The 20,631-nt window shown below is 72.2% G+C and carries 19 protein-coding genes; 4 read left to right on the plus strand and 15 right to left on the minus strand.

Going from position 1 to position 20,631, the window contains the following annotated elements:
- Positions 1-34: 34 nt before the first annotated feature.
- The 9 genes from ACIPSA_RS12575 to ACIPSA_RS12615 form a co-directional block, all read right to left on the minus strand.
- Positions 35-1,687, minus strand: coding sequence for a GH3 auxin-responsive promoter family protein (locus ACIPSA_RS12575; protein ID WP_402632642.1), 1,653 nt, complete (start codon positions 1,685-1,687; stop codon positions 35-37).
- Positions 1,684-3,990: a condensation domain-containing protein gene (locus ACIPSA_RS12580; protein WP_402632645.1), complete on the minus strand. Its 2,307-nt coding sequence runs from the start codon at positions 3,988-3,990 to the stop codon at positions 1,684-1,686. Before ACIPSA_RS12580 ends, ACIPSA_RS12575 begins: the two co-directional genes overlap by 4 nt.
- Positions 3,987-5,474: an AMP-binding protein gene (locus ACIPSA_RS12585; protein ID WP_402632648.1), complete on the minus strand. Its 1,488-nt coding sequence runs from the start codon at positions 5,472-5,474 to the stop codon at positions 3,987-3,989. The genes ACIPSA_RS12580 and ACIPSA_RS12585 overlap by 4 nt, the downstream gene beginning before the upstream one ends.
- Position 5,475: 1 nt before the next feature.
- Positions 5,476-6,879 carry an acetyl-CoA carboxylase biotin carboxylase subunit family protein gene (locus tag ACIPSA_RS12590; protein WP_402632651.1) on the minus strand — a complete coding sequence of 468 codons (1,404 nt, stop codon included), beginning with the start codon at positions 6,877-6,879 and terminating at the stop codon, positions 5,476-5,478.
- Complete coding sequence (locus tag ACIPSA_RS12595; RefSeq protein ID WP_402632654.1) at positions 6,876-7,121, minus strand: phosphopantetheine-binding protein; 246 nt, start codon at positions 7,119-7,121, stop codon at positions 6,876-6,878. The genes ACIPSA_RS12590 and ACIPSA_RS12595 overlap by 4 nt, the downstream gene beginning before the upstream one ends.
- Positions 7,122-7,200: 79 nt before the next feature.
- Positions 7,201-8,487, minus strand: coding sequence for an MFS transporter (locus ACIPSA_RS12600; protein ID WP_402632657.1), 1,287 nt, complete (start codon positions 8,485-8,487; stop codon positions 7,201-7,203).
- Positions 8,488-8,607: 120 nt separating this feature from the next.
- A complete protein-coding gene (locus ACIPSA_RS12605; RefSeq protein ID WP_402632660.1) occupies positions 8,608-9,666 on the minus strand; it encodes a GNAT family N-acetyltransferase in 1,059 nt (352 codons plus the stop codon).
- Complete coding sequence (locus tag ACIPSA_RS12610; protein ID WP_402632663.1) at positions 9,663-9,854, minus strand: hypothetical protein; 192 nt, start codon at positions 9,852-9,854, stop codon at positions 9,663-9,665. Before ACIPSA_RS12610 ends, ACIPSA_RS12605 begins: the two co-directional genes overlap by 4 nt.
- Positions 9,855-9,936: 82 nt before the next feature.
- The gene (locus ACIPSA_RS12615) at positions 9,937-10,065 is read right to left on the minus strand and encodes a hypothetical protein (protein ID WP_402632666.1); all 129 of its coding nucleotides are present in this window, start codon (positions 10,063-10,065) and stop codon (positions 9,937-9,939) included.
- Positions 10,066-10,489: 424 nt separating this feature from the next.
- Between ACIPSA_RS12615 and ACIPSA_RS12620 the strand changes: the two genes are divergently transcribed.
- The 4 genes from ACIPSA_RS12620 (at position 10,490) to ACIPSA_RS12635 (ending at position 15,455) form a co-directional block, all read left to right on the plus strand.
- Positions 10,490-12,310, plus strand: a complete 1,821-nt coding sequence (locus tag ACIPSA_RS12620; protein ID WP_402632669.1) for a gamma-glutamyltransferase family protein — start codon at positions 10,490-10,492, stop codon at positions 12,308-12,310.
- A gap of 107 nt (positions 12,311-12,417) precedes the next feature.
- Positions 12,418-13,290, plus strand: a complete 873-nt coding sequence (locus ACIPSA_RS12625) for an inositol monophosphatase family protein (RefSeq protein ID WP_402632672.1) — start codon at positions 12,418-12,420, stop codon at positions 13,288-13,290.
- 178 nt (positions 13,291-13,468) lie between these two features.
- Entirely contained in the window at positions 13,469-14,881 is a 1,413-nt protein-coding gene (locus ACIPSA_RS12630) for a phytoene desaturase family protein (RefSeq protein ID WP_402632675.1), read from the plus strand.
- A gap of 64 nt (positions 14,882-14,945) precedes the next feature.
- Positions 14,946-15,455: an O-acetyl-ADP-ribose deacetylase gene (locus tag ACIPSA_RS12635; RefSeq protein WP_402632678.1), complete on the plus strand. Its 510-nt coding sequence runs from the start codon at positions 14,946-14,948 to the stop codon at positions 15,453-15,455.
- 36 nt (positions 15,456-15,491) lie between these two features.
- Here the strand turns inward: ACIPSA_RS12635 and ACIPSA_RS12640 are convergent, their stop codons facing one another.
- The 6 genes from ACIPSA_RS12640 to ACIPSA_RS12665 form a co-directional block, all read right to left on the minus strand.
- Positions 15,492-15,863 (minus strand): DUF2255 family protein, encoded by a 372-nt coding sequence (locus tag ACIPSA_RS12640; RefSeq protein ID WP_402632681.1) that lies wholly within the window; start codon positions 15,861-15,863, stop codon positions 15,492-15,494.
- Positions 15,864-16,019: 156 nt separating this feature from the next.
- Positions 16,020-17,087, minus strand: coding sequence for an NAD(P)-dependent alcohol dehydrogenase (locus ACIPSA_RS12645; protein ID WP_402632684.1), 1,068 nt, complete (start codon positions 17,085-17,087; stop codon positions 16,020-16,022).
- A gap of 42 nt (positions 17,088-17,129) precedes the next feature.
- Positions 17,130-18,014: an aldo/keto reductase gene (locus tag ACIPSA_RS12650; RefSeq protein WP_402632687.1), complete on the minus strand. Its 885-nt coding sequence runs from the start codon at positions 18,012-18,014 to the stop codon at positions 17,130-17,132.
- The gene (locus ACIPSA_RS12655) at positions 18,014-19,456 is read right to left on the minus strand and encodes an MFS transporter (protein WP_402632690.1); all 1,443 of its coding nucleotides are present in this window, start codon (positions 19,454-19,456) and stop codon (positions 18,014-18,016) included. The genes ACIPSA_RS12650 and ACIPSA_RS12655 overlap by 1 nt, the downstream gene beginning before the upstream one ends.
- Positions 19,453-19,578: a hypothetical protein gene (locus tag ACIPSA_RS12660; RefSeq protein WP_402632693.1), complete on the minus strand. Its 126-nt coding sequence runs from the start codon at positions 19,576-19,578 to the stop codon at positions 19,453-19,455. The genes ACIPSA_RS12655 and ACIPSA_RS12660 overlap by 4 nt, the downstream gene beginning before the upstream one ends.
- A complete protein-coding gene (locus ACIPSA_RS12665) occupies positions 19,575-20,609 on the minus strand; it encodes an alcohol dehydrogenase catalytic domain-containing protein (protein WP_402632696.1) in 1,035 nt (344 codons plus the stop codon). Before ACIPSA_RS12665 ends, ACIPSA_RS12660 begins: the two co-directional genes overlap by 4 nt.
- Positions 20,610-20,631: the final 22 nt, after the last annotated feature.

Raw genomic sequence — 20,631 nt, forward strand, 5'->3', positions numbered from 1 at the left:
CCGTGGGGTGAGGTCCGTGCTGCAGCGTGAGCGATCAGCTCAAGGCGGCGTCGAGGGCCTCGAGTTCGCGCAGCAGCGTGTCGGCGGTGTGCAGCCAGCGGTGCTTGACCTGCGCCGCCGACGCGCCCACGACCACCTTGCGCTCGGCGAGCGCCCGGAAGGTGCCCGGGCGGACCACCCGGGCACGCAGCGGTGCCAGCCGCCCGGAGCGGCGCTTGTCCGCGTACTCGGTGTTGAGGCGGGCGAGTTCGGCGTCGACGTGGGCGCAGAAACGCTCGCTGTGCACCGGGGCCGTCGCGTCCTGGTGCTCCATGACCAAGGTGTAGCCCGGGGGCCGGCCCCATACCGGGACCACCGCGTAGCCGCCGCTGACCGAGGCGTGGCCGACGGCCGAGCGGATCGCCGCGTGGACGTCGGACTCGGTCAGCTTCTCTCCGGTGAAGGAGCTGACCGAGCCGCCCCGGCCCTCGAAGTCGAGGCGCGGCAGGCGTCCGACGCGGCCGACGACCCGGTAGATGTCACCGGTGTCGTACCGGTAGAGGCCGTTGGCCTGGCTCATCACCAGCCGGTAGGTGGCACCGAGCTCCAGTTCCTCGGCTCCGTACGTGGTGACGGATTCGGCCAGCGGGGAGCCCGGATCGGCGGGGTCGCACGGGACGAACTCGAAGAGCCCTTGATCCACCGCGAGGGGCCCCGCCGAGGGGTGCGAGTCCACGGGCAGGGTGACGATCCCCTCGGTGCCGGTGGTGCTGAACGGGATGAGCGGGACACCCGGGGCGATCTGGTCCAGCCAGCCGCGGTAGTACCGCGCGGAGGCCGAGTTCCAGCACACCAGCAGCGACAGCCCGGGCCACAGATCGGTCAGCGTGACCCGGCCGCCGAAGGAGTGGGCGGTCTCCAGCCGAGCCGCCGTGAGCGGATCGGGGCGCGTCCGCGCGTCGGGAGTCCCGTTGACGGTCCCGTCTCGTAAGTCCTTGAGGAGGTAGTGGAGTTCGTCGTTGAGGAGTTCCCCGAGGGCGGTGATCCGAGACGGGTTCACCGCCACCACGAGCCGCACGTCAGAGCCGGCCAGCAGGCGTAGCCGGGTGTACAGCGGCCGCTCGCCCAGGGCGGCGGTGAACCAGCGCTCGGAGTACCACGGGGGTGCCCAGTCCTGCGGTCCGACCGAGGAGGGGCGCTTGGTGATGCTGTAGACCGGCAGTGCCTCTTCCGGGTCCCACAGGCTGTCCAGCTCCGCGCGCTCCCAGGACAGATCGAAGACGCTGCCGGGCCAGTAGCGGCTCAGCCCCAGCCGCTGGAAGTACAGACCCCACTGGGCATAGAGCGCGGGCCCGCGGTAGCGGTCGCGCCAATGCCGGGTGGTGGGCACGTATTTGGGCCTGCCGGTGGTGCCGGAGGTGGTGTGCAGCGCGTACGGCCGGCTCACGGTCAGCACGCGGTCCTCGCCGGCCCTGATGCGTTCGACATAGCCGCGAAACGCCTCGTAGCCGCGGACGGGAACCGCCGCTGCCAGATCCGCCGGGGTGCGCACGGACCGCAGGCCGTGCTCTCGGCCGAACGCCGTGTCCCGGGCCTGGTCGAGCAGATCGTCGAAGACCTCCGCGGTCGCCTGCCGGGGATCACGGCACCGCGACCGCTGCCGGTGGTGGGCGGCCAGGGTCCGCTCGACGAACTCGTCGCGGCTCACCTGGCGTCGTCCTCTGCGTCGTTCACGCCGGGCAGCACCAGTTCGGGCCGCAGCCTCGCCACGAGTTCCGCGGCGTCGTCCTGCAGGTCGCCGGGGAACAGCAGTGCTTCCCCGTGCTCCGCCGCGGCGAGGGTGCCCAAGACGGTGCAGGTGCCGAGATAGGCGAGCCACGCCAGCTGGACGCCCATGGTCTCGCGGGCGACGCGGCCCAGCGGCTCGCCGAATCGTGCCCCGTACGCGGACTCCAGCGCTTGGCCCATCGCGGCGAGGGTGCGCCCGGCGGCGGCCCACTGCTCGGCGGGCGCGGCGGATCCGTCGAGCGGCTCACCGGCCGGCAGGGACGGTGCGGTGTCCGGGGCGAGTCGGCGCACCACGTCGACGCACTCCTCGTCCCAGTCGGCCGCGGTCACTGTGTTCCCGTTCACCGCGATCAGCCGGAGCGCCCGGTCGGACATCTCGGCCGTCAGATACCGTGCCCAGGCCGACGCCGAGCAGTACGACAGCACGATGCCCGGCCCCTCCACCCGGCCAACAGCCTCCCGACACCGCTTCAGGCACTCCTCGAACTCGTCCGGGTCCAGGCTTCTGGGCACCGGCAGCTCCACCACGTGGCACTCGGGGAACGACTCCCGGACGAACGATGCGAGCGCCGGTTCGCTGCGCGCCCCGGGGTAGTCGACGGTGAACACGGTGAGTTCGGGGCCGCGTTCCCCGGCCGCTTCGCGTACCCGCTCCACCAGCTGCGCGACGGAGGCGTCGGGGGAGACCGTCAGCTGCTCCACGCCGATGCGCACGGCGGCGAGCAGCCGCCCGGCGTCCTCCCGCCCGACCAGGGCGAGGCTGTAGTCCAGGTCGAGGGCGAGGGTGTCCGGCGTGTCGATGAGGTGGATGTTGCAGTGGCGCTTGATGCTGCCGGTGCCCAGCGAGTGCCCGGCCCAGCTGCCGTCGCGGATCGCGGGCGGGTCGATGGGGGCATCCGCCGCCTGGAAGAGAATATTGGCGTACGGGGCGAGGGTGCGGGCCCTGGTGTAGGCGTCGAGCTCGTCGAGCACGACCTCGATGGGCAGTTCGCTGCGCCCCAGGCTCTCCACCACGTCCCTGTGCACGTCCTGCAGGTAGGAGCGTATGTCGTCGGTGCGGCGGAAGTCACCGAGGAAGAAGATCTGGTTGGTGAAGAGGCCGACCGTGTCCCGCACGCGGGCGGAGTTGCGATTGGCGACCCCGCTCATCACCACCACGTCGTCCTCACCCGACAGCGCGTGGGCCGCGGCGAGCAGGGACGCGAGCAGCAGGCTGTACGTCGTGACGCCGTGCTCCCGGGCCGCGGCGCGGACGGCCTCGGCCTGGCCGGCCCCGTCCCAGCTCAGCCGGAGCGACCCGGCCCGCTGAGCGCCGGGCTGAGCCTCGCGCCGGGCGATGGTGAAGTCGGGGGAGACCCGCTCGAACTTCTTGCGCCAGTACGCGATGTCGTCTGCGTAACTCCCTTCACGGGCACGGGCGTCCAGCATGCCGGCATAGGCACTGAAGGGGGTGGCCGGGGGCAGCGCGGTGTCCGGCGTGGTGTACAGCTCCAGGAACTCGCCGGTCAGCAGATCCGTCGACCAGCCGTCGGCGGCGATGTGATGGATGACGAAGTACACCACGGCCGCCCCGTCCGGAAGCGGTACACAGCCGCCGCGGACCGGAGGTTCCCGGTCCAGCGCGAAGGGCCGTCCGACGGCGGTGCGGATCACCGCGGTCGCATCCTCGGCGGACGCCGTGGCGGTGTGCCGCTCGAAGACGACCCGGGTCGGCCAGTCCGCGACCTCCTGCAGCATCAGGCGGCCGTCCGCGTCCAGGACGTAGCGGTTGCGCAGCGACTCGTGCCGGGTCACCAGGGCGCGGAAGGCCGACTCGGCCCGGTCGGCGTCGAAGTCCCGCAGGCAGCGGATGGCGAGTTCCATGTTGAGGAACGCAGCCGAGCCCTCGCCCTGCGCGTGCCGCCAGTGCCGGCGCTGCGAGGCGGTCGCCGGCACGGCATCCCCGCCGTCCGTCCAGGTCTCCTGCCGGGCCGGCCGGGCCGGGGCCGACAGGGCCGAGGCGAGCACCTCGTCCAGCGAGGCGGGGCCCAGGAGCCGGGCCACCGGGATGACCACCCCCAGTTCCTCCTCGATACGCATCACCGCGGCGTATGCCTCCAAAGAGGTGCCGCCGTTGCCCGCCCAGGACCGCCGGGCGTCGGCGGCCTCGTCGCGCGGTTCCCTGCGGTCGAGCTGCTGGAGCAGTACGGCCTCCATGGCCGCCCGCAGTTCATCGGTGCTCATGGTGTTTCCCCCGAAGTCGTCGTAAGGGCCGCGGCAGGCCCGCTGAGGGTCTGCCGGACCAGCTGTTCGATGGCGCGCAGGTCGCTCTTGCCGTTGCGGAGCCGGGGCAGCGCGGTGACGCGCACGACGGTGCGTGGACGCGCGTAGTCCCGCAGGCCGGTCAGTTCCGGGAACGGCCGGTCGGCGTCGGTGTCCAGGGTCTCGACGACCGCGTGTACGGCGTCGTCGAGCACCAGGGCCCGTACGTCGGACACCCCGGGCAGGCGGCCCAGTTCGGCCTCCACGGCGGACAGGTCCACCCGCTTGCCGCGGACCTTGGTCTCGTGGCCGATCCGGCGCCGGTAGATCAGGCCCTGTTCGGTGTCCTCGACGATGTCCCCGGTGCGGTACCAGTCGCCGGGCATGGGCTTGCCCTCGCGCAGGACCCGCAGTCGGCCGTTCTCCTCGCGGTAGAAGCGGTCCGCGTTGTCCCGGGGGTCCAGATAGCCTCCGAACAACTGGGCTCCGCGCACGCACAGTTCGCGTTCGTCCGGCGCGTCGTCCGGTGCGACCAGACGGCTCTCCAGGTGCGGCAGCACCCGCCCGATGGGGACGTCGTCCCCCAGTGTCTGTCCAGTCGGCGGCAGCACGTACTCGGCGCAGGCGATGGTCACCTCGCTGGGGCCGTAGCTGTTGACCACGGTGGAGGCGGGCGCCGCCGCACGCCACAGCGACAGGCTGCGGGTGCTGAGGGCCTCTCCGCCGAAGACCGCCGTCCGCACGTCGGGCAGCGATCCCGGCGCCAGCTGCCGCAGCCGGTGCGCCATGACGACCTGCGACGGCACGGAGTTCCACACAGTGATGCCCCAGCGCTCGCAAAAGCGCTGCACGAGCATGTGCTCGCGGCCTTCCGGCACCACCACGGTGGCGCGGCCCAGGGCGGCCGTCATCAGCACCTCGTAGAACGGGTCGAACAGGGGCTGATAGTTCTGGCCGATGCGGTCACCCGGGCCCATCCAGGCGACGGCGCGGAGGTGTCCCGCATAGCTCTCCAGGTTCCGCTCGCCGATGGCGACGTCCTTCGGCGCGCTGGTCGAGCCGGACGTGGAGAGCACGTATGCCTCGGGTTCCGTCGAGCGGTGCAGGCCGCGCGGACCGCTGAGCGGGGTCACCGCCAAAGTCCCGGTGCCGGTGCCGATCGTCGCCCACACTCCGAGCCGGTCCAGCCGCCAGCGCTCGCCGGGCTGCCCGTCCGTGAGGTAGGGCACGATCGAGCAGTCCAACGCCGAGACCGCGAGGGCCACGGTGTGCAGGTCGCCGCCGAGGTCGTCGGCAACCCCGATGCGCAGTCCCGGGCCCGCGCCGGCCCGCGCCAGCCGGTCGGCGAGGTCGTCGACGCGCTCCATCAGGGCGGCGTACGTCAGGGCCCCGTGGCCCCCGTCGAGGGCGAGCTCCTCCCCGGCCTCGGCCGCGGCATCGCTGTACAGCGCGTACAGATGTCCCATGTCAGGCACCCACCTCGGCTGCCCCGGCGTTCAGCTTGGCGATCATGACTTCGGTCCAGTCCCCGTCACCCACGCCGTCCGCGGCGAACAGCTCCCGGACCCGGTCCAGGAAGACGGCGGTGCTGTGGCGCAGCGCGCGCGAATCGGCGCAGTCCAGGACGACGTTGCAGGCGATGCCGTCGCTGTCCGACCGCGGGGCACCCGCCCTTGCCACCTCGTCCACGGCCACCGCGCCCGCCGTGCGCAGATCGGCGGGCGAGACCCGGGACGCGACGGTGCCGTCCATACCGGCGAAGGGCACGAACACCCCGGCCACAGCACGTTCGCCCCCCACGTCGGGCAGCGGCTGCAGGGGAAGTCCCGCCGTGCACAGCAGAGCCTGCCGCACCAGGTCGAAACTGCTGCGACGGCGCAGCAGCCGGTTGAGATGGCCGCCGACCCGGCAGTTGATCTCGATGATCTCCGGTCCGTCGGCCCCCAGCTTGACCTCCGTGTGGGTCACCCCGTCGCCGATGCCGAGCGCCTCGTGCGCCCCCAGCACCAGCTCCGTCACCCGGCGCCGGGTCTCCTCGTCCAGCCCGTCCGGCAGGATGTCCCCGGTGGTGGCGACCTGGCCCGCGGCCCCGCCCCGGGTGTGGACGGGGAACTTGCCGAACACGGTGATCACATCGTGCCGTCCGGCCGTGCTCTGCACCTCCACCGAGACGTAGTCCGCCTGCCACGCACCGGCGTCCGGTGCCGCGTCCGGGATGAACTGCTCGGCGTAGCGGAACGACTGCCGCGGCCAGGACTCCTTGAGTTCCTGGAGCCGCTGAGCGGTGCGGACCACCGTGACGTCCTCGCCCCCGGCGCCGCGGCGCGGCTTGACGACGAACGGCAGGCCCAACTCCTCGAGGGCCGTGTCCAGATCGTCCGGGCCGGCCAGCGGGAGGGCACCGACGCGGGTCATCCCGGACCGGGCGAGCGTGGTGCGCTGCAGGTACTTGTCGGCGGGCCGCGCGTCACGGTGCCGTACGCCGAGACGGCTTCCGATCTCGGCGGCGAGCTCCAGTTCGGCGTCGCCGAAGGTGACGACCCCGGCGAGCGGTGGACCGGGCACCACGGGGTCCGTGGCGTCCACCTCCACCACCTCGCCGAAGAGCCGGGCGGCGAGGGTGGCCAGGCCCGGCCACTGTGCCGACACCTCACGGCTCAACAGCGGGACGACGACGACGTCCTGTCCCGCCGCGATCAGGATGTCGCGGACGCCGGCCGCGCCCCGTGGCGACAGCACGACTCCCACCCGGGGCTTCGCCCGCGTGGCCGGCGGGCTCGCCTCGGCCGGGGCCTTGCCGTCGCGCGGGACGATCCCTGTCGTGTCCGGGGAGTAGTCCCCTGGTTCGAAGAAGCGCTCCCGCGGCCTCATCCCTCGACCACCTTGGTTGTGGCCTCGACGAGGGCGGCCAGCGTTCCGTCCAGGAACAGCACGTCGACCGGGACCTCCGCCTTGAGGTCCTGCTCGATGCGCTGGATCAGATCGATGGCGAGCAGCGAATCGCCGCCGAGCTCGAAGAACCGGTCCTGGGGAGCGCTCTCGCTGACACCGAGGACGGCACGCCAGTGGGTCTCGACCACAGCGGCGACAGGGGAAACAGAGGATGCGGACACGGCGAGCTCCAGAGCGTGAGTGATGAGGGAACACAGAAGGTGAGACGAAGGGGGAGCGGTGGCGGTACAGGTGTGCCGACTACCGCGCGGAGGTGTCCGCGTGGTCCGAGGCGCGCGCGGTGTCCGAGTCCTCGGCCGGCCGGTCGGCGGCGGAGACGTTGCGGATCCGGCGTACCCCGGGTGCCAGCAGCACGGCCGCGCGCACGACCAGGTTGAGCAGCGCCACGACCAGAACGATCGTCACCGGGGAGGTGCTTGCGAGGACCAGCCCGGTGGCGGCCATGCCCAACGGATTGAGAGCCAGTGACCCCAGCCATTCGTACGAGCTGACCCGGGACAGGGCCTCGCCGGGGATCTCCCGCTGCAGAGTGCTCAGCCACAGCGCGTCCGACATGGTCACTCCGATGGAGCCGATCAGCGCGAGCAGCGCCACCCACTCCACGCGGGAGGTACCCGCCAACGCGAACAGGAACAGGGATTCGAGGCCCACCAGCAGGTTGCAGGCGAGCAACGGTCGTTGGGGGCGCCACCACATGAGCAGCAGTCCGCCCAGCACCGCCCCCACGCCCTGGGCGACGAGGACCACGGACCATCCGGTCGAGCCCATGCCCCCTTCACCAGCCGCGAGAACCGGCCCGACCAGGAACATCGAGGGCAGGATCAGCCCTTGGTAGAAGCCGAAGCCGGCCACGTTCGCCCAGACCCAGCTGCGGCTGGCGAACTCGCGCCAGCCGGCGACCAGCGACTGCCGCAGCGACTCCTCGGGCCGGCCCTGGGGCCGGGTGAGCGGAAGCCTGCCGAGCAGCGCGGCACCGGCGAGGAACAGGAAGGTGTCGATGAGGACGACATAGCCGGCGTCCCAGACGAGCAGCAGTCCGCCGGCCGCCGCGGGCCCGCCGATCGAGGCGACGCTCCTGCTCAGGGTCACCATGGCGGTGGCGTCCTGGATCCGCTCCGGCCGGACCAGATCGGGCACGACACCGGTGTTGGCGGGGGTGAAGAAGGCCCGCGCGGTGCCCCAGAGCGCCTGCAGCGCCATCATCGGCACCAGGCTGACATGGCCGAGGACGAGCAGCGTCGCGGTTCCGGCCTGGCAGCCCGCCATGACCAGGTTGGTGGAGACGAGGATCAGCTTGCGCGGAGCCCGGTCGCCGACGGCTCCGCCGACCAGGATGAACAGGAGCTGAGGGGTCGTCTGTGCGGCAAGCACCAGCCCGAGGAAGGAGGCCGACCGGCCGGCCCCGAGGACCGCGAAGGCCAGGGCGACCGGCGCCATGGTGGCCCCGAACATCGTGAGGGCCCGGGCGACGAGGTAAGGGGTGAAGCCCGGTATGTCGTACATGGTGATGCGACGTAACGTCTGCATGTCGGGGCCGTCCTCTGGGCGGTCTTAAAGAAGGAAGATGGGGGGAGAGGCCGCGGTGGAGACAGGGGGCGCGGGCAGCGGGGCCGCACGGAAGAGACGGGCGGGGCGAGGGACGGGCCCTCAGAGCGGCGAATCGGCCCTGTCCGGGGCGAGCGAGACCAGCCAGGTGCTGCTGATCACCGCTCCGCGCCGCTCCTTGACCGCGCTGGACGACAGGCCGAGGTCGATGCTGCGGCAGTCCAGTTCGAAGGCGTACTGGACCGGGCCGTGGATCATGGCCTGGAGGTAGGCGAACTCCCTGCCGGGCACATCGTCGGCGAGGCCGATCTCGTACCCCTCCAGGACCTCGCCCTGCACGGCGAAGAACGACACCGCGATCAGCCGTCCCTCCGCGTCACGGACCACGCTCGCGTGGCAGGCGTCCTCCCCGAAGGCCCGCAGCCACTCCTGGAGCCGGAACAGGCAGAGACGGGGATGGTCGGCCACTCCGTACTTCGCCTTGACGGCCCACACCAGAGGGGCCGCCTCGGCCAGCACGGACGCCGCCGGCACCCGGGCCGCGGAACAGCCGAGAGCCGCGAACCTGCGCCGGTCCCGGCGACACCGCTCCCGCTGCGAAGGCCGCAGCGACGCCACATGCTGTTCCACGTCGTCGCCGGTGAGCCGCAGGTCGGCCGTCTCGTCGAGCACCTGGGCCGAGGCCCGCGCGCCGATCCCCTCGACGAAGGAATCGGCCTCCTGTTCCCGTACGTGCAGAGCCACGGGGAACGCCCCGTCGGCGTGTGCCTCGGCGAACGTGTGCGCGGCGAGGGCGCGGCGCACCTGGTCGGTCTCCGTCCCGCTCAGGTCGCCGGCGGTCACCGCGCCGGCGGCCAGGTCACGGCAGCCTCCGACGAAGACCCAGCGCCGGGGGTCGTCAGGTACGGGCTGTCCCAGCGACTCCGCCAGCCGGCTCAGGTCGTAGGGCCCGCCGGAGAAGCGGGCCGTGGTCGGCCGGTGGGTGGTGAGCGTGCCCACGGTCCGACCGCCAAGCCGGGCCACGCTCCAGCGGGTGTCCCACCGGGCGTCGTCGGTCACGGAGCGCAGACGTCGGGGCGAGAGGCTCACCGCGCTGTACCGGCAGGGGGAGGCGAAGAGCTCCTCGGGAGGGTGTTTCACGGTCTCCACGGTGAGTGTCACGCTCGTACCTCCAGCCGCAGGTCCTGTACGGCTGCCTTGAGTTCGTCCACGAGGGCGGGCACGGCGTCGGTTCCCTCGGGCCGGGACTCGACCTGGAAGGTGTTCCGGGGGTTGCCGAGCGGGCGCCACTGCGCGCCACGCTCCTGGGAGGCCAGGGGCAGGGTGGGTCCTGCGGGTATCGGCCCCATGAGGTTGATCACTCCTGTTCACCGGCGAGGGCCCGGGTCACGGGCCCCTCAGGGTCTGCTGACGTGCGGTGGGCGTCCGGGGTCAGACGGCCGGGGCCGACACGGGCGGGTAGGCTTTCGGCGCGGCCTGCGCGCCGCGCTCGAAGAGGAGTTGACGGACGGGCTCGACCGGGGCCACGGATTCCGGGGCATCGGCGGCGACGTCGGACATGACTCTCCTCAGGGCAGCGTGCGGGCAAGCGCCCGTAGTATGGCTGAAGTTGATCTCGGACGGACTGATCGAAACGTTATGCCGCCTTGATCAATTCCGCCACCGCAAATCACGGTTCGTCTCAATGCGTGAGACAGGAAATCTCACTGAATGGTCACGATTCGGGCCGCCGGAGGCCGGTGATTGCCAACGGTCCTTCACCTGCGGGACGTTGGTGACCGAAGGTTTTCGGCCCAAAACCGGTAGCTTGGGCAGCCTGACGTGGGCTGGAGGCCTCGCCGGGTCCTGGATTCGCTTCCGGGAAGAGTCTGAGATGTCGTCATTCGCGTTGCCGGTCGGCACATCGCCCACGCAGCGGACCAGGACCGACCCCGAGCGCCCACCAGCCTGGCCGATGGGCCCGAACAGCGAGGTGACAGACCATATGTTCACCACCCGGCCCACCCTCCAGGGCACCTTCGGCATGGTGTCCTCCACCCACTGGCTGGCCTCGCAGTCGGCCATGGCCGTGCTGGAGGACGGCGGCAACGCCTATGACGCCGCCGTCGCGGGTGCGTTCGTGCTGCACGTCGTCGAGCCGCATCTCAACGGGCCCGCCGGCGAGGTGCCGATCCTGCTCGCCCCGGCGGGCGGCGAGGTGCGCGTCCTGTGCGGGCAGGGCGTGACACCGGCGGGGGCGACGGCCGCGCACTACAGGGGACTCGGTCTGGACCTCGTACCCGGTACGGGCCCGCTGGCCGCTGCCGTCCCGGGCGCGTTCGACGCCTGGCTGCTCCTGCTGCGCGACCACGGCACCAAGTCCCTGGCCGACGTCCTGAAGTACGCCGTCGGGTACGCCGAGCACGGGCACGCGCCCGTGGAGAACATCGGCGCGACCGTCGAGAGCGTACGGAGACTCTTCGAGACGGAGTGGACCTCTTCGGCGGAGGTGTACCTGCCGGGCGGGCAGGCGCCCCGGCCCGGCCGGCTGTTCCGGAACCCCGCCCTCGCCGCCACCTGGAAACGGCTGCTCGCCGAGACCGAGGGGGCGGGAGACCGGGAGGCGCGGATCGAGGCGGCCCGGGAGGTGTGGCGCTCCGGCTTCATCGCCGAGGCACTGGTACGACAGGCCGCGCGGCCCACCATGGACAACAGCGGCGAGCGGCACTCCGGCACGCTCACCGCCGCCGACCTCGCCGGCTGGTCCGCGACCTACGAGACGCCCGTGACGTACGACTGGAACGGCTGGACCCTGTGCAAGGCCGGCCCCTGGAGCCAGGGCCCCGCCCTCCTCCAGCAGCTAGCCCTGCTCCCGCCCGAACTGCCGCCGTACGGCTCCGCCGACTACGTCCACCTGCTGATCGAGGGCTGCAAACTCGCCATGGCCGACCGGGAGGCCTGGTACGGGGACGCGGCCGAGGTGCCGCTCGGCGAACTGCTGTCGGACGGGTACAACACCGGGCGGCGGGCCCTCGTCGGCGACAGGGCCTCGTACGACCTGCGACCCGGCAGCCCCGGCGGGCGGGAACCCCGGCTGAGCGCGCACGCGCGCGTGGCGGTGGGCTCGGCAGTGGACGAACCCGGCTTTGACCCGATGGGCACCGGAGAGCCGACCCTCGCGAGGCTGCCGGGTGAGCCCGAGACCGCGGCCGACGGCAACACCCGCGGCGACACCTGCCACCTCGATGTCGTCGACCGCTGGGGCAACATGATCGCGGCCACGCCCAGCGGCGGCTGGCTGCAGTCCAACCCGGTCGTGCCCGAACTCGGCTTCCCGCTCGGCACCCGGCTCCAGATGACCTGGCTGGAGCAGGGCCTGCCGAACTCCCTCACCCCCGGCCGCCGCCCCCGCACCACCCTCACCCCGTCGATGGCGCTGCGCGACGGGACCCCGGTCATGGCGTTCGGCACACCCGGCGGGGACCAGCAGGACCAGTGGCAGCTGCACTTCCTCCTGGCGGTCGCCCTGCGCGCTCCGGTCCGCGGCGGCCTCGACCTCCAGGGCGCGATCGACGCCCCGAACTGGCACAACGACAGCTTCACCAGCTCCTTCCACCCGCGCGGACGGCGCCCCGGCAGCGCGACCGTCGAGTCCCGCACGGATCCGGCGGTCGTCGAGGAGCTCCGCCGCCGCGGCCACGACGTCACGGTCGCCCACGGCTGGTCCGAGGGCCGGCTGTGCGCGGTGGCCCGCGACCCGGAGACGGGCATCCTGTCGGCGGCCGCCAACCCGCGGGGCATGCAGGGGTACGCCGTGGGCCGCTGAGCACCGCCGCCCGGCCACTGATCGCCGGCACCGGTTGTTCGTCCGGATTCCATCCCGTGTACACCGGGCGGGCGGGGATTGTCAGTGGCGCGTGCTCTCATGGAGGCATGATCGGAGACACGGAGACCTGGGGGTCTTCCCTGGACGAAGTCCCCGCGGGAGAGTTCCTCGCCCGCCGCTCGGCCGATGTGGAGGAAGCGGTCCGCAAGGCGGCGGCGACCGAGATCCTGCCCCGCTTCCGCCGGCTCGCCGAGCACGAGGTCGACCAGAAGAGCGGGCCGCACGACCTCGTGACGGACGCCGACCGCCTGGCGGAGGAGTACCTCACCGGCGCGCTCGGCGCCCTGCTGCCCGGCTCCGTCGTGGTCGGCGAGGAGGCGGTGCACGCCGACCCCGCGACCTACGAGGCGATACGGGGCGACGCACCGGTCTGGATCGTCGACCCCGTCGACGGCACCCGTCAGTTCGTGCGCGGCGAAGAAGGCTTCTGCACCCTGGTCGCGCTCGCCCACCGGGGCGTGGTGCTCGCCTCCTGGACGTACGCCCCGGTCCGTGACCAGCTGGCCACGGCCGTACGGGGCCAGGGCGCCTTCCTCGACGGCGAGCGGCTCTTCGCGGGCACGCCCACACCCGGCCGCGACCTCGAAGTGGCCACCTCCCACCCGGACTACACGACCGACGAACAGAAGCGTGAGCTGCTCGGCCTGTGGACGACAGGCGTCGCGCCGCGCGCCTGCGGTTCGGCCGGGCTGGAGTATCTCGCCGTCGCCCGAGGCGAGTTGGACGCCACGGCGTTCTCCTGGGAGGCCGCCTGGGACCACGCGGCGGGCATCCTGCTCGTCGAGGAGGCCGGCGGCGTCCACCTCACCCGCGGCGGCGAGCCGTTCCGCATCACGGGCGGCAACACCCTCCCGTTCACGGCGGCCCGGGACGCGGCCACGGCCCACCGGGTGGCGGAACTGCTGCGCACCGCGGACTGATCCGCGGCCGCCGCCCGGACCGACCCCGCCCGCTCCCGGATTCCGCTTCCCGGGCCCGTCTTCGCGCGCCGTCGGACCGCCTCGCCGATTCCACCCGCGCCGCCTGGGCCGTCGGTCGCCCGGCATATCCTGATGCCGAATGGCCGTCGGCTGACGAAGGGGTCCGAAGGTGCCGTCGATGTTCGATGTGGTCGTGGTGGGAGCGGGGCCGAACGGACTGACGGCCGCCGTGGAGCTGGCCCGCCGCGGCTTCGCGGTCGCCCTCTTCGAAGCCCGTGACACGGTCGGCGGGGGAGCCCGCACCGAAGAGCTCACCCTGCCCGGCTTCCGCCACGACCCCTGCTCCGCCGCACACCCCCTCGGCATCAACTCGCCCGCGTTCCGCGCGATGCCTCTCGACCGGTACGGCCTGGAGTGGCTGCACGCCGAGCTGCCCATGGCGCATCCGTTCCCGGACGGCACGGCAGCCGTGCTGGCGCGCTCCGTGGCGGAGACGGCCGCCTCCTTCGGGCCGCGAGACGCGGGGGCGTACCGCAGGCTGGTGGCGCCGTTCCTCGCCAAGTGGGACACCCTGTCCCACGACTTCATGTCCCTGCCGCTCACCGCGCTGCCGCGTGACCCGGTCACCCTCGCCCGGTTCGGTCTGGCCGGCCTGCCCCCCTCCACCTGGCTCATGCGCCGCTTCCGCGACGAGCGGGCCAGGACCCTCTTCGCCGGACTGGTGGCGCACGTCATGGCCCCGCTCAGCGGCGTCGCCACCAGCGCCATCGGCCTGGTCTTCGCGCTGTCCGCGCACGCCCGCGGCTGGCCCGTGGCCCGCGGCGGCTCCCAGTCGATCTCCGACGCCCTCGCCGCCTACCTCGTGGACCTGGGCGGCAGCGTGCACACCGACTACGAGGTCAAGCGCCTGGACGACCTGCCGCCCGCGCGCGCGTACGTCTTCGACACCTCGCCCACCGCGCTGGCCCGCATCGCCGGATTCGGCAGCTACTACGAGGGCTACCGCTACGGCCCCGGCGTCTTCAAGGTGGACTACGCCCTCGACGGCCCGGTGCCCTGGACCGCCCCGCAGGCGCGCGCCGCAGGCACCGTGCAGATCGGCGCCGACAGCACGGAGATCGGCGCGGCACTGCGCGCCGCGTCCCGCGAGGACCGCGCGCCCGAGCGACCGTTCATGATCACGGTGCAGCCCAGTGTCGTCGACCCCACCCGGGCGCCCGAGGGCAAACACGTCTTCTGGGCGTACGGCCATGTGCCCAGCGGCTGGACCGGCGACCTCACGGACGCCATGGAGCGCCAGCTGGAGCGCTTCGCGCCCGGCTTCCGTGACCTCGTCCTGGCCCGCGCGACCGCCGGTCCGCCCGAACTGGCCGCGCGCAATGCCAACTACGTCGGTGGGGACATCGGCTCCGGCGCGGTCTCCGGCCTCCAGGTCCTCATGCGCCCCAAGCTGTCCCTGTTCCCCTACAACACCCCGCACCCGGCGGTCTTCATCTGCTCGTCGGCCACCCCGCCGGGCCCCGGCGTGCACGGCATGTCGGGACACAACGCGGCGAAGGCGGTCTGGCGGCGACTGCGGCAGCAGCCGTGACGCGGCCGCCGTCGCCCGGTCATGTGCGGCATTCCCGGCGGCCCCGGCTGGTATAGAGGCAGCCATGACCACCATCACGCTCGTCCAGGGCGACATCACCCGGCAGACCGCCGACGCGATCGTCAACGCGGCCAACTCCTCGCTCCTCGGCGGCGGAGGCGTGGACGGCGCGATCCACCGGCGCGGGGGGCCCGCGATCCTCGCGGAGTGCCGGGCCCTGCGCGCCTCCCACTACGGCAAGGGCCTGCCCACGGGACAGGCCGTCGCGACGACGGCAGGGGACCTGGACGCCCGGTGGGTGATCCACACCGTGGGCCCGGTCTGGTCCTCCTCGGAGGACCGCTCGGAACTGCTCGCCTCCTGCTACCGGGAGTCGCTGAAGGCCGCCGACGAACTCGGCGCCCGCACGGTCGCGTTCCCCGCCATCTCCACCGGCATCTACGGCTGGCCGATGGACGACGGCGCCCGCATCGCGGTGGAGACGGTGCGCGCGAGTGACACGGCCGTCGAGGAGGTCAGGTTCGTCCTCTTCGACGAGCGGGCGTACGAGGCGTTCGCCGCGCGGCTCGGCTGACGGAACCACGGCTCGGGTCGCGGACGGCAGAGGGAGTCAGCGCGGTTCGAGGCGGAGGGTGGACTCGCGGGCGCGGTCGGTCAGGACGTGCTCGACGATGCTCGTGTACCGGCCGTACTTCTCCCGGTAGGCGGCGTCCACGGCCGCGTACTCGCCTGGATCGGCCGGGCGGAAGGTGACGTCCCGCCGCACGCCGCCGGCGTCGACGCGGCCTCGGTGGCGGGACTGGGTGCCCCGGTACCAGCGGCCTCCGGTGCCCTTGACCGAGGGGACGTAGACGTGGTCGCCGGCGCGAACAACGCACATGGTCACGGGGTCGCGCAGGGTGCCGTCGGCGCGTTCGGACTCCAGGTCCAGCTCTTCCGCCGCGCCGACCTCTGCCAGGTCCGCGTCGTTCCATTGCGTCATGATCTTTTCTCCAGGCTGGTCACGGGTCTCAGGGGGCGCTCCCCGAGGACGGTGCGGGGGGAAGGGGTTGGCGTCGGCGTGCGAGCAGCTGCCGGGCGTCCGCCGGACGGTCTGCCCCGGGGCAGACCGTCCGGAGGCGGGACCGAGTGCGGCGGCTCAAGCCTTCAGCTCGGCGAAGGTCGCCCCGTCGATCACGAACCGGTAGCGGACGTCGGAGGCGAGGATCCGCTCGTAGGCGGTGTTGATGTCCTGGGCGCCGATCAGCTCGATCTCGGCGGTCACGCCGTGCTCGGCGGCGAAATCGAGCATCTCCTGCGTCTCGGCGATGCCGCCGAACAGCGAGCCCGCGTAGGCGCGGCCGTTCTGCAACAGCGAGAAGACCTCCAGGGACATCGGCTCCGTGGTCACGCCGACGCTCACCATGGTGCCGTGCAGGCGCAGCATCCCGAGGTAGTCCTTGAGCGCCACCGGTGCGCTGACTGTGTTGAGGATGATGTCGAAGGTGTTGGCCAGGTCGGTGAAGGCGGACCCGTCGCCCGTGACGGCGTAGTGGTCGGCGCCGAGGGCCGTGGCCGCGTCGCGCTTGCGGTCGGACTGCGAGAGAACGGTGACCTCGGCGCCCATGGCCTTGGCCATCTTGACACCGAGGTGGCCAAGGCCGCCGAGGCCGACGACCGCGACCTTGGCGTCCGGTCCCGCGCCGTACCGCTTGAGCGGCGCATAGACGGTGATGCCGGCGCACAGCAGCGGGGCCGCGGCGGCCGGGTCGAGGCTGTCGGGAACGCGGACGACGAAGTCCTCGGGCGCGACGATCGCCTCCGAGTAGCCGCCCTGGGTGTGGGCGCCGGGCTCGACCGGGTCGGGGCTGCCGAAGACCAGGGTGTGCCCGTTGAGGCAGTACTGCTCCTGCCCGGCCCGGCAGTTCTCGCACTCGCGGCAGGAGTTGACCATGCATCCGATGCCGACCAGGTCGCCGACCCGGTGGCGGGTGACCTCGGAACCGGTCTCGGTGACCCGGCCGACGACCTCGTGGCCGGGGACGAGCGGGCTGGTCGGCAGCGGGCCGAACTCGCCGCCGACGAAGTTGATGTCGGAGTGGCAGATGCCGCAGTACAGGATGTCGAGCTTGACGTCGTGAGGGCCGACGTCGCGGCGCTCGATGGTGAGGGGGACGAGCGGCTGACGTATGTGGTGGGCGCCGAACGCCTTGACGGTGGTGGGCACAGTGAGTCCTTGTGAGGGGGGTGGTTGTTCTTGACGGTCGGGTCAGGCTTCGGGGATGGCGCGGCCGTAGGCGGCGAGGGTGACGTTCTCGGGTTCGGGGCCGCCGCGCCGGCCGGTCTCCAGCGCGTCGAGGGCGGTGAGCTCCTCGGCGGTCAGCTCGAAGTCGAAGACGTCGATGTTCTCGGCGATGCGTGCGCGCTTGGTGGACTTGGGGATGACCGAGCGGCCCTGCTGGACGCCCCAGCGCAGCAGCACCTGGGCGGGGCTCTTGCCGTGCGCCTCGGCGATGCGGGTGACGGCGGGATCCTGGAGGACGCTCCTGCGGTCCTCGCCGTAGCCCGGGTAGAAGGTGATCCCTCCGATGGGGGACCACGCCTGGTTGAGGATGCCGTGCCGGTCGTCGAAGTCGAGTACGGCGCGCTGCTGGAAGTAGGGGTGGATCTCCAGCTGGTTGACCGCGGGGACGACGGAGGTGGCGTCGAGCAGTGTGGTCAGGTGGTCGACCATGAAGTTGCTGACGCCGATGGCGCGGACCCCGCCGTCGGCCAGGAGCTTCTCCAGGGCGCGGTAGGCGGCGAGGGTCTTGTCGAAGCCGGACGGCAGGGCCTGGTGCAGGATCAGCAGGTCGATCCGGTGGACACCGAGCTTGGCGGCGCTCTTGTCGAAGCCGTGCAGGGTCTCGTCGTAGCCGTAGTCGCTGATCCAGATCTTGGTCTCGATGAAGATCTCGTCGCGGGGCACCTCGGAGTCGCGGATGGCCTGGCCCACCTCGCGTTCGTTGCCGTAGGCGGCGGCGGTGTCGATGTGCCGGTAGCCGAGGTCGAGCGCGGACCTGACGGCGGCCCTGGTCTCGTCGGGCGGGGTCTGGAAGACGCCGAGTCCGAGGGCGGGCATCTCGACGCCGTTGTTGAGGGTGAGGGTCTGCATCACAGGGACCTTTCGTCGCGGGTTGCCCGGGAGGGCACGATGAGGGTGAGGACGGTCACGACCGCCAGCGCGAGCAGGACGGCGGAGCCGGTCAGGGCTGCTCCCGAGCGGGCCGCTGTGGCGGCGGCCGTGTGGCCGGTGGAGACAGCGGCGGCGACGGCGGTCAGGATGCTCAGGCTCAGCGCGCTGCCGATCTGATGCACGGTGTTGACCAGGCCCGCGCCGGCCCCCGCGTCCGTGGGGGCGACGCCGTCGACGCCGCTGGAGGTCAGCGGGGCCAGCGCCAGGCCCTGGCCGGCGCCGATGAGCACCATCGGCAGCGCCACACCCGTCAGGTAGGGGGTGTGCAGGCCGAGACGGCTGAGCCATGCCATGCCCGCCGTGGTCAGGGCGACCCCGGTGAGGAGCACCACCGGCCTGCCGGCCTTCTCCAGCAGCCGCGGCACCAGGACGGCGAAGACGAAGTTGACCAGCGTCATGGGCAGGAAGGCGAGCCCGGCCTGCAACGGCGTCCAGTGGTAGACGCTCTGCACGAACTGCGCGGTGAAGAAGAAGAAACCCATCATCGCGCCCATGTAGAGCATCCGGGTGACGTACGCTCCGCTGCGCTCCCGACTGGCGAACAGCCGCAGCGGCACGATCGGCTGCGCGGCCCGCCGCTCCACCCCGACGAACGAACCCAGCATCACCACGCCGGCCACCAGCGGCACCAGGGTCAGCGGGGCCGTCCAGCCGAAGTCGGCGGCGTCCACGATGCCGAGGACCAGTGCGGTCGAACCAAGTGTCGCCAGTACTGCCCCGGCGACGTCGAAGCGGCCTCGCCGGCGCTCGGTCTCGGGCAGGAACCGCAGGGCCGGCACCATCAGCACGAGGCCGACCGGGACGTTGAGGAAGAAGCCGGCCCGCCACGACACCAGGTCGGCGACCAGCCCTCCGACGACCAGGCCGAGAGCGGCGCCGAGACCGGCGACGGCGCTGTAGGCGGCCATCGCCCGGTTACGGGCCCTGCCCTCGGCGAAGCTGCGCGTGAGCAGGGACAGGGCGGAGGGGGCCAGGACAGCGGCGCCGACGCCCTGGAGCGCGCGTGCGCCGATCAGCCACCACTGGGTCTGCGCGGCGCCCACCAGGAGCGAGGTCAGCGAGAAGACGACCAGGGAGAACAGGAACACCCTGCGGTGTCCGAACAGGTCACCGGCCCGGGCTCCCAACAGCAGCAGTCCGCCGAAGACCAGGACGTAGGCGTTGGTGATCCAGGACAGGCCGGTCTCGGAGAACCCCATGTCGGAGCGGATCCGCGGCAGCCCGGTGAAGACGATCGAGTTGTCGAGGATGACCATGAAGTAGCTGACGCAGATGATCGCGAGGATCAGCGTCGCGTGGACCGGAGCCCCGTTCGGTCGCTCCGCCGCGAGTACCGGTGCGCGCTGTGCGGCGGCGGTCATCGCGGCACCAGCCCCGTCGCCGGCTTCCCGGCATCGGTTCCGGTGATCGCCCGGACGGCGGACGAGGTGCCGCCGAGGTGCGCAGGGGCGTCCACCGGGATGGTCACACGTTGCCCCTTCACGGCCGTACCAGCACCTTGAGGGCTTCGCGCGCGTCCATGGCCCGGTAGCCCTCGGCGACCTCGCCGAGACCGACAGTGCGGTCGAAGACCCGGCCCGGCTCGATACGGCCTTCCAGGATGTCGGGGAGAAGCTCGTCGATGTAGGCGCGAGCCGGGGCGGGGCCTCCGGTCAGGGTGATGTTGTGGCCGAAGAGGCTGCCGAAGCCGACCGGGGCCTCTTCGTACTGGGGCACGCCCACGCGGCTGATGGTGCCGCCGGGACCGACCACTCCGTAGGCCTGCTCGTAGGCGGGCCGGTGCCCGACGGCTTCGAGGACGATCGGGCTGCCGCCGCCGGTGAGCTCACGCACCTTCTCGATGCCTTCGCCGCCGCGCTCGGCGACCACGTCGGTCGCACCGAACGCCCGGCCGAGGTCGGTGCGGGCCCGGTGCCGGCCCATGAGGACGATCTGCTCGGCGCCGAGCCGCCTGGCGGCGAGCACGGCGAGCAGACCGACGGCGCCGTCCCCGATCACCGTGACGGTGCTGCCGCGCCGCACTCCGCCGCGGACGGCGGCGTGATGACCGGTGCCCAGCACGTCGGACAGGGTGAGCAGGGACGGGATGAGCGCGTCGTCGGCGCCGACCGGGAGCTTGACGAGGGTGCCGTCGGCCAGCGGCACGCGGGCCGCCTCGCCCTGACCGCCGTCGACGCCGTCCCTGGCCCAGAATCCGCCGTGCTCGCAGGAGGTCTGCAGCCCGGCCCGGCAGTGTGCGCAGGTGCCGTCCGAGTAGGCGAACGGAGCGACGACGAGGTCCCCCTTGCGCACCGTCCTGACTTCGCTGCCGGTCTCCTCGACCACGCCGATGAACTCGTGGCCCATGCGGACGGGGCCGTCGGAGCCGGACATGGAGCGGTAGGGGTGCAGGTCGCTGCCGCACACGCAGGCCGTGGTGATGCGCACCAGCGCGTCAGTGGCTTCCTTGAGGGACGGATCGGCGACATGCCCGACGCGGACGTCGCCGGCTTTGTACATGAGTGCTGCACGCACGGTGTTCCTTCGGGGCGGTTTC

The organism is Streptomyces sp. NPDC086549 (genome assembly GCF_044746205.1).
Taxonomy (GTDB): domain Bacteria; phylum Actinomycetota; class Actinomycetes; order Streptomycetales; family Streptomycetaceae; genus Streptomyces.